The organism is Prevotella veroralis, assembly GCF_018127765.1.
Classification (GTDB): domain Bacteria; phylum Bacteroidota; class Bacteroidia; order Bacteroidales; family Bacteroidaceae; genus Prevotella; species Prevotella veroralis.
The window spans coordinates 892,829-907,047 of record NZ_CP072331.1 but is presented as its reverse complement, the minus strand read 5'-3'; the positions used below and the strand labels follow the sequence as shown (position 1 = coordinate 907,047).

The window sequence follows — 14,219 nt, the reverse complement described above, 5'->3', positions numbered from 1 at the left end:
CTTTTGACTATTAACAAACGATAATGAAAGTCTTGAAAGATACATGATAATAAGAGAGAAAATAGATAAATTCCGCACATTACTACGTGCTTCTATGAAGTCGGAAGACACCGAAGAGTGGCTAGATGTGCATTTCACACGTCCCATCGGACTTGCTTTTGCCTTGCTCTGGCACCGCTTTGGCGTCACTCCTAACAGCATTACAATCCTCTCCATATTCCTCGGTGTGGCGGCAGGAGTGATGTTCTCTTTCACAGACACATTATATAATGTAGTGGGCGTAGTGCTCTTGATGCTTGCAAACTTTTGTGATTCCACCGACGGGCAACTAGCTCGTCTTACCAACCAGCGGTCGATGAAGGGGCGTTGTTTGGATGGTTTCGCAGGCGATACATGGTTTTTTACAATCTATATAGCCCTCGTCTTGCGCCTTTGGAACGAACCTATACCCCTTACAACAGTGCCTTGGGGCATTGGAGGATTGGCTTTGGCAGCTGTTGCAGGTCTATTGTCTCACTCGCCACAAAGCTCCTTGAGTGACTATTATCGTCAGATACATCTTTACTTCCTGATGGGTAGGAATGGGTCAGAATTAGGCTCTTATGCACAGGAACAAGCGATAGTTGAATCGCTGAAAGGCAAACCGAATGCCTTTTGGGAGCGTGCCTTCCACGCTAATTATCAGTATTATTGTAAGAGTCAGGAGCGTCGCACACCTGCTTTTCAGCGTTTCCACAAAGCGTTGATGGCACAATATGGCAGTATAGAGCAGGTTCCGCAAGAGCTGAAAGAGCGTTTTTTGAAAGGGAGTCGACCGCTCATGCCCTTCACAAACCTGCTTACTTTTAACAGTAGAGCCATCCTCCTTTACATTACCTGCTTACTGAATTACCCTTGGATCTACCTCCTTTTTGAAGTCACGATATACAACCTCATGTACATATATATGCACAAGAAACACGAGAAATTATGTGCGTCTTTGATGCAGAACATCGGTGAGGAGGGGCAGACAAAGCCGTCCGTTATCCTCTTCGACTTCGGTGGAACGCTCGATACACAGGGCTGTCACTGGGGCAAAATGCTTTGGCATGGATATGAAGCGATGGGTGTTTCCGTGACAGAAGAGCAGTTTCGGGAAGCCTACGTGTATGCCGAACGAAAGTTAGGGAGCGAACCTTTGATTCATGCCAACGACACTTTTCGTAGGATGTTATCGGTGAAACTCGGCTTGGAGTTCGATTACCTCTTAGAGAAAGGGTGGCTGACTGTTGATGAGCAAAGTGCGAGGAAGATGCAAACAGAGCTTGAAGAGCATATATATAATAAGGTGGAAACGACAATCGGAAGCAGTAAGAATGTCCTTGAACAGCTTCGGAAGCAATACAGATTGGGCTTAGTAACCAACTTCTATGGTAATATGTCCGTTGTTCTCAAGGAGTTCCAGCTGTCCAATTTCTTTGAGACTGTGACCGAGAGTGCCGTTGTTGGTGTTCGTAAACCATCCCCAGAGATCTTCAGAAAAGCCGTTGCCGCCATACAAGTGCCGCCTGACAGGGTGTTAGTAGTGGGTGATAGCTATACAAAGGATATTCTTCCTGCCCATGAGATAGGCTGCCAAACCTGTTGGATCAAGGGTGAGGGATGGAACAAGGAAGAGCCACAAGTACCTGTTGCCGACCTTATTATTCATGAGTTAAAGGAACTTTTATCCTACGAATAAGTACTATTTGAAGTTTAAATAAGCTGAAAAATAATTAGAAGAAAGCAATATTAGTAAAGTAAGAGCGTTTAGTTTATAACATAAAAGGCGTATGAAAGAAATAAATGTAAAGCCTGCAGAGGGTAGACTCGGAGTGTTGGTCGTTGGGTGTGGAGCCGTTGCTACAACATTTATAACGGGTGTATTGATGGCACGTAAGGGTCTTGCAAAGCCTATCGGGTCGATGACACAATATGACAAGATACGTGTTGGGCATGGAGTCGATAAGCAGTATCTGCACTACAAGGACATTGTTTCGATGGCAGACCTTCGTGATCTTGTCTTCGGGACATGGGATGTCTACCCTCAAAACGCATATCAAGCTGCGGTCTATGCAGAGGTCTTGAAGGCTAAAGACATTGAACCTGTTCGGGACGAGCTGATGGCTATTAAGCCTATGAAAGCAGCCTTCGACAAGAATTACGCCAAGCGTCTTGATGGCGATAATGTTAAGGATTGCAAGACGAGATGGGATATGGTTGAGGCGTTAAGAGCCGATATCCGCGACTTTAAAGAGCGTGAGCAATGCGATAGAGTAGTGGTTATCTGGGCTGCTTCCACAGAGATATTTGTACCTTACGATGCGGCTTATCACAAGACACTCGACCAACTGCAAGCTGCGATGAAAGCTGACGACAGAGAGCACATAGCCCCTTCCATGTGTTATGCCTACGCTGCTTTGGAGGAGAGGTGTCCGTTTATCATGGGTGCTCCTAACACTACTGTTGACATTCCCGCGATGTGGGAACTGGCAGAGAAAACGCACATGCCGATTGCAGGAAAGGACTTCAAGACAGGTCAAACACTGGTGAAATCAGGCTTCGCACCTATCATTAAGACCCGCAATTTGGGCTTGGCAGGATGGTTCTCAACCAATATCCTCGGTAATAGGGATGGGCTTGTTCTGGACGAGCCAGCCAATTTCCACACTAAAGAAGTTAGTAAGCTGTCCACCTTGGAGACCATTTGTAAACCAGAGGAGCAGCCCGATTTATATGGAAACATCTATCACAAGGTGCGTATCAACTACTATCCTCCACGCAACGATGACAAAGAAGGATGGGATAACATTGATATCTTCGGATGGATGGGATACCCAATGCAGATCAAGATAAACTTCCTTTGCCGTGATTCCATCCTTGCCGCACCCTTGTTATTAGACCTTGTTTTGTTGTCAGATGTGGCTGTTAGGGCTGGAAGATATGGTATTCAACGCTTCTTGAGCTTCTTCTTAAAGAGTCCAATGCATGACTTCACGCAAGGTGAAGAGGCTGTGAACAACCTTTTTGAGCAGTACACAATGCTCAAGAATGCCATCCGTGAGATGGGAGGCTACGAGCCGGATGAAGAGATAGATTAGTTGTCTCTGTCTGAGTAAATAAGACTTTGGGTCTTAAAAGAGTTATAAAATGATTGTATTAGATAGATTAAGAAAATCCCAAAAGTCCGTGTTCTCCGTGTTTCGGGACCGACTGAGAATAATGCTGTTGATGTGCCTATTGTTTATAGTAGGCACATTGATGGCTCATGCGCAACTAACAATTCCTTCAGTCTTAAAGGTAGATTCCCTACCAGTTAAGACTGATTCGTTGTTATTAAGCACTGACTCTATGTCGCTTGCCACCGATTCCCTCATTCAGATGATGGACTCTCTGGCAAAGGAGGTAAGCAAGCCTGCACCTGCAGTCGACAGTACTCTATTACAGTGTTATGTGGTTGACTCACAGACAGGCGACAGTATTCCTTATGCTAATGCCATCTATAAAGCACTGAAGATAGGGACTTCGGGCGATGCTGACGGTCATTTCACAATTAAGAGGAAGGCTGGCGAACAACTCACCGTAACGGCTGTTGGCTATAAACCTCGTCGAATCAAAGTGACGGATGACACGCCTAATACACTGCATATAACGCTTATTGCCGACTCGAGACAACTGCAAGGTGTGGTGGTAAAAGCCAAACGCCGGCATCGTTACTCTCGCAAGGATAACCCCGCAGTAGAGCTTATGAGGCGTGTAATAGCAGCCAAGAAGGAATCGTTACTATCGAACCACAGCTACTATCAATATGATAAGTATCAGAAGGTAACGATGGCTGTTAACAACCTAACTCCCGATGATCTTGAGGGCAAGATGTTCAAGAGAGCACCTTGGCTAATCGATCAGGTGGAGGTGTGCCCATATAACAATAAGCTCATACTTCCTATCTCCGTTGATGAGACACTCACGCAACACATCTATCGCAAAGAGCCTCGCGATGAGAAAGACATCGTGTTGGGTCAGACCACAAAGGGTATCTCTAAGCTCATTCAGACAGGTGAGGCGGTGAACACAATAGTAAAGGATCTCTTCAAAGATATCAACATCTATGATGATCAAATCGACCTTCTGCAAAAGAGATTCCCCTCTCCAATAGGCTCAACTGCTATCTCCTTTTATCATTTCTATATAGATGATACGGTCTATGTGAACCAAGATCAATGTATCAGACTACAGTTTATGCCAGCTAACCAACAGGACTTTGGCTTCCGTGGTGAGCTTTATGTGCTGAACGACAGTACGCTGCATGTGAAGAAGTGTGACATGCAGTTGCCTGCAAACACAGGCGTTAACTTTGTCGATGCGATGAAGTTTGAACAGGAGTTTACTAAGTTGGACAATGGCGAATGGGCGTTGACAACGGATAACATGGTGGCTGAGTTGAAACTCACAGACTTTCTCCAGCGTGCCATTGTGATACGTACAACGGGCATGAATCACTATGCCTTCAATCCTATTGACGACAAACTCTTCAAAGGGAAAGCAAAGGTTACGTATGATGCCAACGCTAAGATGCGTGATAATGAGTTCTGGGCAGAACATAGAACGACGCAGTTAACGAAGAGCGAAGCCGGTATGGACTCGTTTGTGAAACGCATGTCTAAGACCAAGCACTTCAAGTGGGTGCTGTTCGCAACGAAAGCTCTTGTGGAGAACTTCATCGAGACTGGCAATGAAGATAAGCCCAGTAAGGTGGACCTCGGACCGGTTAACACCTTCATTTCAAAGAACTTCGTCGATGGCATCCGTTTGCGTGCTTCAGCCCGAACAACGGCTAAGTTCAATCCACACTGGTTCTTTGAAGGCTATTACGCATACGGTACCAAGTCGCATGACCATTACTATGATGCGAAGGTAACATACTCTTTCAATAAGCCAGAATACCAACCGATTGAGTTCCCGATACGTACTATCTCCATCGAATCCAATAAAGATATAGAGTCGCCATCGGATAAGTATTTGAAGCATAATAAGGATAACATCTTTATGACCTTCCGCCCAGTTAAGGTGGAGAAACTCTATTTCTATAATCGCCAGAAGATAACCTTTGAGTGGGAGACAAGCTATGGCTTGAAAACAGGTATTGGTCTTCGCACAGAGAGCAATCGCCCAACTGGAAAGTTGATATACGAACGGATGGATGGCTCCTTGGTAGATCGTATTCGTATGACAGAGCTTTCTTTGAGTTTAGACTTCCGTCCCGGACAAACCTATGTGAACTCGAAACAGAGACGAATGGAGGTTAATCTCGATGCACCAGAGTTCAAGTTAAAGCACATCATGGGCTTGAAGAACTTCCTCGGAGGGCACTTCACGACCAATTTCACAGAACTCTCCATCTATAAGCGATTCTGGTTAGGGAGCTGGGGACACGTTGATACACGTGTAGAAGGGGGTGCGCAGTGGAATAAGGTGCCTTTCCCTTTCCTCATCACACCACCTGTCAACACCTCATACTTCGAACACCTTGGTACGTTTAACTTGATGCAACCACTCGAATTCCTTAATGATCGGTATGCCAAATTTAACCTTGCTTGGGATTTGGAAGGCAAGGTTTTCAATCGAGTTCCATTGTTGAAGAAGTTGAAATGGCGTGAGTATGTAGCCTTCAAGGGCATGTGGGGGCACCTAACAGATAAGAACAATCCCTTCTTACCACAGAACTCTAACGATCGAGTTCTATATAAGTTTCCAGAAGGAACAGGCGTTATGACGAATGATCCTTATTTAGAGTTTGTGGTCGGAGTGCATAATATCTTCAAGTGTTTGGAGGTCGATTATGTGCGCAGACTGACCTATACTCATGCGCCAGGGATCTCTAAGAATGGTATAAGATTCGGTTTTAACTTAGTGTTTTAGAGCTCTCTTGTAATTCAAAATTCATAATTCACAATTCAAAATTATGATTAGGTAGAGTGGACGAGTTAACTGGTTGACGGGTTAACAAGCTGTTTGTTCCGTTGAGGAAAAGCCTCACCCTCAATCCCTCTACGTATGGAGAGGGGAGTAAATAGTGCTTTTTGCATACGAAGTCAGTATCATGAAGTAGGGACAGACGCCCTCGTCTGTCCGCATAAATACAATATATGCGATAAAAGGAATATGTCATTAGAACAATATGTCCTTAGTCATTTTGTCTTTAAACTATGTTGCGAGGTGGACAGACGAGGGCGTCTGTCCCTACTTTGTGGCATTATCTGGGAGGTAGATGAGTTCTTTAAAGAGTTGATATAAGTACAGATTATGTTGAAGGATATTATCTTAGTAGGTATTGGAAGTTTTGTAGGAGGAAGCCTGCGAATGGTTATCTCAAAGTATATTCAGCTTGCCATTGCAGGGTCGTTCCCCTTAGGAACGATGGTGGTAAATGTTTTGGGCTGTTTTCTGATTGGTGTTTTTTCCTCTTTATCAGGTGAGAATGGAGGTATTAGTACGTCTACTCGCCTCCTACTAACTACTGGTTTTTGTGGTGGCTTCACGACCTTTTCCACCTTTATGAACGAGAATGTCGGTTTGATAAAAGGCGGTGATGGCTTCATCGTATCCGTTCTTTACATCCTTGTCTCCCTCGCTTTGGGATTCATCGCAGTGTTAGCTGGTAGGGTAGTGGTGGTGCATTAAGGAGCACTAAACCCCCTCTTTTAATTCAAAATTCAAAGTTCATAATTCAAAATTATGATTAGGTGGAGTTGACGAGTGGACTGGTTGACAAGTTAACGAGTTGCTTGTTCTGTGGAAAATAGCACTATCTACGCCCCTCTCCATTCGGAGAGGGGGTGGGGGTGAGGCTTCTCTTCACACGGAATACACGGATGGCACGAAGCCTGAAGGCTACACAGAGTTCCTAAAGGAACACGAGATTCCACAGAAGCTGATGCCCTTGTCTAATTCAAAATGCAAAATTCATAATTCAAAATTATGATTAGGTAGAGTTGACGAGTAGATGAGTAGATAAGTAAACGAGTTGTTTGCTCTATCAACGGGGGCGTTTCTTCGATGTGAGGAGACGCTTTCCTTAATGCAAAGAGACGCCCTCCTTAATGCAAAGAGACGCCCTCCTCGAATAGAGAAGGGCGTCTCTTCATTTGCTGCTTCATGGCTCTCGCTAACGAGGCAGTGTATCGTTACACTGGACTATATGATACAGAGTATCTTAACAAACCCTTACATCAAACAGAACTAATCATAATTTTGAATTATGAATTTTGAATTTTGAATTAAAAGAGGTGTCTACTTGATAATCAGAAGGGTTACAAGGTAGCTTCTGAAGCATGTCGGAAGAGCCATGAATGAGCCTTTTCTTGAGGGTTAGCCTTCGCGTCTCATCTGCTCTATAAGCTCTTTTTGATGCTCCGTCAGATGGTCAGGAAGTTTCACGTTATAGGTGATGATGAGGTCACCAAAGGTACCGTCACCACGATCGTAACCCTTTCCACGTAGCCGAACCTTCGTTCCGCCTTGTGTTAAAGGCTTTACTTTCAGTTTCACCTTAGTACCACTAGAGAGCTGAATAATCACTTCGCCACCCAATAAGGCAGTGTAGAGATCAATGCCAACAGTGGCTTCCATTTGTCCAGGACTGGGTCGACCGTAAGCTCTACCAGTGCTTCCTGCCGATGAACGACGCCTCCCTGCACCTCCGAAAAGGTCTTGGAAGAAGCTACTGAAGCCGCCACCTCCACTGCCAAAGCTGCTGAAATCGAATCCGCTAAATGCACCCCCATCACCTTGCGCACCATTGAAACCACCGAAGCCACCCGCTTGCTCGTAGGCTTCAGCATTACGCCATTGCTCGCCATACTTGTCATATTTAGCTCGTTTGTCGGGGTCTCCAATCACTTCAAAGGCTTCGCTCAATGCTTGGAACTTGGCTTTTGCCTTCGGATCGTTAGGATGTAGGTCTGGATGAAACTGCTTTGCACGTTTCCTATAGGCTGCCCGCACATCCTTTTGAGGGATGTTTCGGTCAACACCTAAAATCTTATAATAATCTATGAATGCCATATCTTACCTCCTTATATATAGTTAATTCTTTCTTTAAAGAGGGTAGCAAAGAGCGTGCCATTAGTCCATTCGGTCTCGATAATCCTCATAGGTAAACTCGCGCAAAACCTCTAATTCGTTGTCAGGATGGAGTAGGGCGATAGCCGGATGACTGATACCATTGAACATATTAGTCTTCACTGTCGTGTAATGAAGCATATCTTCAAAGATGATGTTCTCGCCTATCTGCAACGGATGATCAAACCTCCATGACCCCATCCAGTCGCCACTTAAACAGCTGTTTGCGCCCAGTCGGTACGTATTCTCACCCTCGGCAGAGCCGTCTTCATCAACTAATTCCGCATTGCGAACGGCTGGGTGGTAAGGCATCTCTAAACAGTCAGGCATGTGACAAGTGAAACTTACGTTTAAGATAGCCGTTTTTATGCCATGATCCTCCACCACATCGAGCACTTGAGCGACCAGTGGTCCCGTCTGCCAAGCGAAGGCACTACCTGGTTCGAGTATCACCTTTAACCAAGGATAGCGTTTCTTAAACTCTTTCAAGGCGTGAATAAGACGTGGAACATCGTAGTCTTTGCGTGTCATCAGGTGTCCGCCGCCGAAGTTAACCCACTTCAGTTGAGGGAACCAGTTGGCGAACTTCGCCTCAATATGCTCCAATGTGCGTTCGAAAACATCGCTACCACTCTCGCAATGACAATGAATATGGAAGCCATCGACGCCCTCTGGCAGTGTAGCAGGTAGTTTTGAAGATGTGATACCGAACCTGGTTCCAGGCGCGCAAGGGTTATATATGAGTGTTTCTACCTCTGAGTACTCCGGATTCACACGTAGACCGAAACTCAAGCGAGTGTTTTCTAACTTTGCTCTAACGTGGTATCGCTCAAATTGCGACAATGAGTTGAACACAAGATGAGACGAGCATCGAGCAATATCATCGATCTCGTAATCCGTATAACCAGGTGAGAAGGTATGCGTGGGAGCACCAAATTCCTCAAAACCAAGGCGTGCCTCATACAGAGAAGACGCTGTTGTGGCATGGATATACTCACGGAAAATGGGGAAGGTACGCCATAGAGCGTAGGCTTTAAAGGCTAGGATAATCTCAACATCAGCCTCCTTAGCAACACTGGCGATCAGTTGGAGGTTCTTTCGTAAACGCTCTTCTTCCAATATGTACATCGGTCGGGAGAGTTCGTTGTAAGTCTTTGGATTTACTTTCATGGTGCAAATATAAGGAAAAATTTGCGGTTATCAGAAATAATATCTACCTTTGCAATACAAATAAAGTATGAGCATGAAGCTGGTTATTATGACTAAATCCACCTTCTTTGTAGAGGAGGATAAAATAATAAGTATGCTCTTCGAGGAAGGACTTGACTGCCTACACATCTCGAAGGTGGATCCATCTCCACTTTATTTGGAACGCCTCTTATCCCTTATTCCATCCCATTATCATAGCAAAATAGTTGTACATCAGCACTTTCAGACGAAAGGTGAATATGGTTTGGGTGGTATTCACTTGGATAACCCCACAATTTCTGCCCCTCGGGGATATAAAGGTCACATCAGTAGAAGCTGTGATGACGTGATGAAACTAAAGGCGATTAAGAAACAATCAGACTATGTTCTTCTTAAAAACATCCATCAGCCACGTGAGCAATCGGCTGCAACTGAACACATCCTATCGGATATTGAGTTGGAAGAAGCCAGTCGGCAAGGACTCTTAGGAAAGCATGTTTATGCCATGGGAGGCATTACGGTGGATGATTTCCCACGTTTGCATGACCTCGACTTTGGTGGAGTAGTGGTTCGAAACGACCTTTGGGATCAGTTTTGTATCCATAGTGAGCAGAACTTCAATCCTATAATTAAATACTTCCACAAGCTCCGTACAATTTGTTAAGGGCTTCGGATAGATAACAGTTGATTTATACCTTATCAATATAAACAATAGAAAGAAATGAGTGAAAACAACTCTTTTTTGGTCTTCTCAGGTACTAAGACGAGATATCTTGCTGAGAAAATCTGTGCTAGTTTAGGCTGTCCTCTTGGCAACTTAGTGATGACTCGCTTCTCTGATGGTGAGTTTGTCGTTTCTTATGAGCAGAGTATTCGTGGCAAAGATGTCTATCTTGTACAGAGCACCTTCCCTAACTCTGATAATCTCATGGAGCTTCTCTTGATGATTGATGCAGCCAAGCGTGCATCTGCCCGACAGATTATTGCTGTTGTGCCTTACTTTGGTTGGGCTCGTCAAGACCGTAAGGACAAACCACGTGTCAGCATTGGTGCAAAGCTAGTAGCCGACTTGTTAAGTGTTGCTGGTATTGATCGCCTAATGACAATGGATCTCCATGCTGATCAGATTCAAGGTTTCTTCAACGTTCCTGTTGACCACCTCTATGCTAGCGGTGTTCTTCTTCCTTATGTACAGAGTCTCCACTTGGAAGATTTAGTTATTGCCAGTCCTGACGTCGGAGGCTCAAAACGTGCTAACACATACGCTAAGTATTTGGGTTGTCCGCTCGTTCTTTGCAATAAGACACGTGCTCGTGCCAATGTAGTAGATACGATGCAGATCATTGGTGATGTAAAAGGTAAGAACGTCATCATCGTTGATGATATGGTTGATACAGCCGGAACCATTACCAAGGCAGCTGATATTATGAAAGAAGCAGGTGCAAAGAGTGTTCGTGCTATTGCTTCTCACTGCGTTATGAGTGGTCCTGCAACCGAGCGCGTAGAGGCTTCTGCCTTGGAAGAGATGGTCTTCACAGATTCTATTCCATATACTGCTCGCTGCTCAAAGGTTAAGCAGATCTCTGTTGCTGATATGTTTGCAGAGACGATCAAGCGCGTTTTGAATAATGAAAGTATCTCTAGTCAATATCTTATCTAATTGATAGATTAGATAGATCGGAACTTGTGATTAGACACATAATAAGGGATGGAATGAAGAGTTCCATCCCTTTTTTGTGCTTTTAAGACAAGTTTCGTTGATATAAGTCAATAAATGAAGAATCATATAGAAAATAGTCCCCAAATGTTTTGGTGTGTGCGAAAACAGTTATACCTTTGCATCGTCAAAAGACAAATAGATTGTTTAGGTTAGTAGTAATAGATTTAGGTTTTTAGTTATTTAGTTTAAGGTAGAACAAAAGAGATTGTTCAGGTTTCAATTAAATAGGTTTAGTTAAGGTTATAAATAAGATTGATTAAAGGATAACAATGATGCAAGATGATTGGGTAAACGCCGTGAGGCGAGAACCCAAAAATCAAGCTCAAACATTCACCAAAGCGTGAATTGGCAAAGGGTATAGCACTTGAAGCTATACCCTTTGTTAGTTTCTTCCTACTTATCAAAGCCTATCTGATAGTGGAGAGAGGGTCTTGGAATGATTGTGTTGATGGCAACCACGACTTGTGCTAACCATCAGCACAGATTCTATAAGGTATCACGGGGAATAATCAAACTGAAGTGGTTAAAGGAAAGTAAGAATCTACTGTGAAAGAAGAAAAATAATTTTACTGTCACTCCTGTCATACCTTTGATGCTTATAAGTCGTTGGAATATAGATAATTAGCTGAAATGTTAAAAGTGACAGCAACTTAAATCTAAAATAAACTATGTGTTTTAGAGGGATGAGAGGGGCTTGGGCGGGTTACTGGCTATATAAGATAAGGAATACTTGCATTAGATTAGTAAGGATGTTTTCTATACTTTGTTTCCTTCTTGACTATAGGTAAATCATAAAGTTTTGTAGCCTTAAATTTGCCCATGTGGGATATAATATATACTTTTGCACATAAGATTTGCAACGTGCAAATCAGTGATTAGAGGAGTAAAAAGGTATGTCAATATCAAAAACAAGGCAGAAACTCGTTGATGTCGCACGGCAACTTTTTGCAAAGAATGGTATAGCCAATACGACAATGAACGACATTGCGAAGTCGTCTGGTAAAGGAAGACGCACGCTCTATACCTACTTCAAGAGTAAAGATGATGTATATTATGCGGTGATAGAATCAGAGTTGGAACGTCTATCAGATAAGTTAGATGAGGTTGCCTCAAAGCGTATTAGACCGCAAGATAAGATTATCGAACTGATTTACACCCATCTAAGTATGATTAAAGAAACGGTTATGCGCAATGGAAACTTACGTGCTGAGTTCTTTAGAAATATATGGATGGTAGAGAAGGTACGCAAGAATTTTGATGAAGACGAGATCGAGCTCTTTCGCAAAGTATATGCAGAAGCGAAAGAAGATGGCGAATTTGATATTGACAATGTAGAGCTAGTTGCAGACATCACACACTATTGTATCAAGGGCTTGGAAGTACCATTTATCTATGGTCGGTTAGGTCATGGACTAACCGAAGAGTCCTCCCGTCCGTTAGTAGCAAAGGTTGTGTATGGTGCATTAGGTAAGAGTATTATAAAGTAATAACTAACAATATAAACTAAGGCAATATGAAATTATTGGAAGGAAAGACAGCCCTTATCACAGGAGCTGCACGTGGTATTGGTAAAGCTATCGCATTGAAATTTGCAGAGGAAGGCGCTAACATTGCTTTCACTGACCTTGTTATCGATGAAAATGGTAAGGCTACTGAAGCAGAGATAGCTGCTAAAGGCGTTAAAGCAAAGGGTTATGCAAGTAATGCCGCAGACTTCGCTCAAACAGAAGAAGTCGTTGCTAAGGTAAAAGAAGAGTTTGGTTCTATCGATATCTTAGTTAATAACGCAGGTATCACGAAGGATGGTCTTATGCTCCGTATGACCGAACAGCAGTGGGATGCCGTTATAGCAGTTAACTTGAAGAGTGCCTTTAACTTCATTCATGCTTGCGTACCAGTCATGATGCGTCAGCGCAGTGGTAGCATTATCAACATGGCTAGTGTCGTTGGAGTACATGGTAATGCTGGTCAGGCAAACTATGCTGCTTCAAAGGCAGGACTTATCGCTTTGGCAAAGAGTGTAGGTCAGGAAATGGGTCCAAAGGGCATCCGTGCTAATGCTATTGCACCTGGATTCATTGATACAGCAATGACTCAAGCACTCTCACAAGAGATTCGTAAGCAGTGGATCGATAAGATTCCTCTCCGTCGTGGTGGTACTGTTGAGGATATTGCTAACACTGCTGTTTACCTCGGTTCAGACCTTTCAAGCTATGTATCTGGTCAGGTTATCCAGGTAGATGGCGGTATGAATATGTAATTAAAAGCCTCCCTATTCCCCAACAAGGGGAAGGGAGGCATTCTTGCTAAGGCTTCAAACTTGCGTTAGCAATACTCTTGAAAATCATAAATCACTAAAAGGAAATATACACCGAACCACAAGCTCTCTTTTAAATGAGGCTTGGAAAAACTATATACTATGCAAGTACTTTACGAAGATAACCATGTCATAATTGTCTATAAAGAGGCTGGTGAGATTGTGCAAGGCGATAAGTCGGGCGATATACCATTGTCAGAGATTGTCAAACAATGGTTGAAAGAAAAATATCAAAAGCCTGGTAATGTCTTTCTAGGGGTTGTTCACAGACTTGACAGACCTGTTTCTGGTTTAGTTATCTTTGCTAAGACGTCCAAAGCACTTACTCGTTTGAATAACATGTTCCGCAATGGTGAGGTGCATAAGACCTATTGGGCAATCGTTACTCGTCCTCCTTTTGAACCCGAAGCGACGTTAACTGACTGGCTTGTGCGTAATGAGAAGCAGAACAAGAGTTACGCTTATAACCATCAAGTGCCCACTTCCAAGAAGTCAATCTTACATTACAAGGTGATCAATCAGACGGATCATTACACGCTCTTGGAGGTTAACCTTATGACAGGAAGACATCATCAGATACGTTGCCAACTGTCAAATATGGATTGTCCTATCAAGGGTGACTTGAAGTATGGGGCTCCTCGTTCCAATCCAGATGGCGGTATCTGTTTGCTAAGTCATCGTGTAGAATTTATTCATCCAGTGTCTAAAGAACTCATAAAAGTGGAGTCTCCTCTTCCTAACGACAATCTTTGGCAAGCGATTGGAAGGTTCTAACTCGATAAGTCTCCGCCCTTTATATATAATAAGGTGGGATTCCTTGATTCCTCCCTTTGGCTTCTTCTCCTAGGCGTAATG

The 14,219-nt window shown here is 43.6% G+C and carries 12 protein-coding genes; 10 read left to right on the top strand and 2 right to left on the bottom strand.

All coding sequences use genetic code 11. From position 1 onward, the window contains the following. Window positions 1-43 precede the first annotated feature (43 nt). From J5A55_RS11845 to crcB, 5 genes are all read left to right on the top strand, one after another. On the top strand, window positions 44-1,720 hold the full coding sequence (locus tag J5A55_RS11845; RefSeq protein ID WP_004382071.1) for an HAD-IA family hydrolase: 1,677 nt from the start codon (window positions 44-46) through the stop codon (window positions 1,718-1,720). A gap of 91 nt (window positions 1,721-1,811) precedes the next feature. Continuing rightward, complete coding sequence (locus J5A55_RS11840) at window positions 1,812-3,119, top strand: inositol-3-phosphate synthase (protein WP_004382072.1); 1,308 nt, start codon at window positions 1,812-1,814, stop codon at window positions 3,117-3,119. Window positions 3,120-3,279: 160 nt separating this feature from the next. Continuing rightward, window positions 3,280-5,937, top strand: a complete 2,658-nt coding sequence (locus J5A55_RS11835; protein WP_394357747.1) for a DUF5686 and carboxypeptidase-like regulatory domain-containing protein — start codon at window positions 3,280-3,282, stop codon at window positions 5,935-5,937. 243 nt (window positions 5,938-6,180) lie between these two features. Beyond that, window positions 6,181-6,312, top strand: coding sequence for a hypothetical protein (locus tag J5A55_RS12500; protein ID WP_004382075.1), 132 nt, complete (start codon window positions 6,181-6,183; stop codon window positions 6,310-6,312). A 9-nt stretch (window positions 6,313-6,321) separates the two neighbouring features. Further along, entirely contained in the window at window positions 6,322-6,699 is a 378-nt protein-coding gene (crcB, locus tag J5A55_RS11830; protein WP_004382076.1) for a fluoride efflux transporter CrcB, read from the top strand. A gap of 687 nt (window positions 6,700-7,386) precedes the next feature. Here crcB and J5A55_RS11825 read toward each other — a convergent pair. Both J5A55_RS11825 and nspC read right to left on the bottom strand, forming a co-directional pair. Next, window positions 7,387-8,082: a DnaJ domain-containing protein gene (locus tag J5A55_RS11825; protein WP_004382079.1), complete on the bottom strand. Its 696-nt coding sequence runs from the start codon at window positions 8,080-8,082 to the stop codon at window positions 7,387-7,389. A gap of 60 nt (window positions 8,083-8,142) precedes the next feature. After that, window positions 8,143-9,309, bottom strand: coding sequence for a carboxynorspermidine decarboxylase (nspC, locus tag J5A55_RS11820; protein WP_004382080.1), 1,167 nt, complete (start codon window positions 9,307-9,309; stop codon window positions 8,143-8,145). A 73-nt stretch (window positions 9,310-9,382) separates the two neighbouring features. On the opposite strand from nspC, the gene J5A55_RS11815 reads away from it, so the two are divergent. From J5A55_RS11815 to J5A55_RS11795, 5 genes are all read left to right on the top strand, one after another. After that, a complete protein-coding gene (locus J5A55_RS11815) occupies window positions 9,383-9,991 on the top strand; it encodes a beta/alpha barrel domain-containing protein (RefSeq protein ID WP_039851063.1) in 609 nt (202 codons plus the stop codon). Window positions 9,992-10,048: 57 nt separating this feature from the next. Then, window positions 10,049-10,987, top strand: a complete 939-nt coding sequence (locus J5A55_RS11810; RefSeq protein WP_004382082.1) for a ribose-phosphate pyrophosphokinase — start codon at window positions 10,049-10,051, stop codon at window positions 10,985-10,987. Between the two features lie 953 nt (window positions 10,988-11,940). Next, window positions 11,941-12,534: a TetR/AcrR family transcriptional regulator gene (locus tag J5A55_RS11805; RefSeq protein WP_004382086.1), complete on the top strand. Its 594-nt coding sequence runs from the start codon at window positions 11,941-11,943 to the stop codon at window positions 12,532-12,534. Window positions 12,535-12,560: 26 nt separating this feature from the next. Beyond that, window positions 12,561-13,307 (top strand): 3-oxoacyl-[acyl-carrier-protein] reductase, encoded by a 747-nt coding sequence (gene fabG / locus J5A55_RS11800; protein ID WP_004382087.1) that lies wholly within the window; start codon window positions 12,561-12,563, stop codon window positions 13,305-13,307. A gap of 159 nt (window positions 13,308-13,466) precedes the next feature. Further along, window positions 13,467-14,138, top strand: coding sequence for an RluA family pseudouridine synthase (locus tag J5A55_RS11795; RefSeq protein WP_004382089.1), 672 nt, complete (start codon window positions 13,467-13,469; stop codon window positions 14,136-14,138). The last annotated feature ends 81 nt before the right edge of the window (window positions 14,139-14,219 follow it).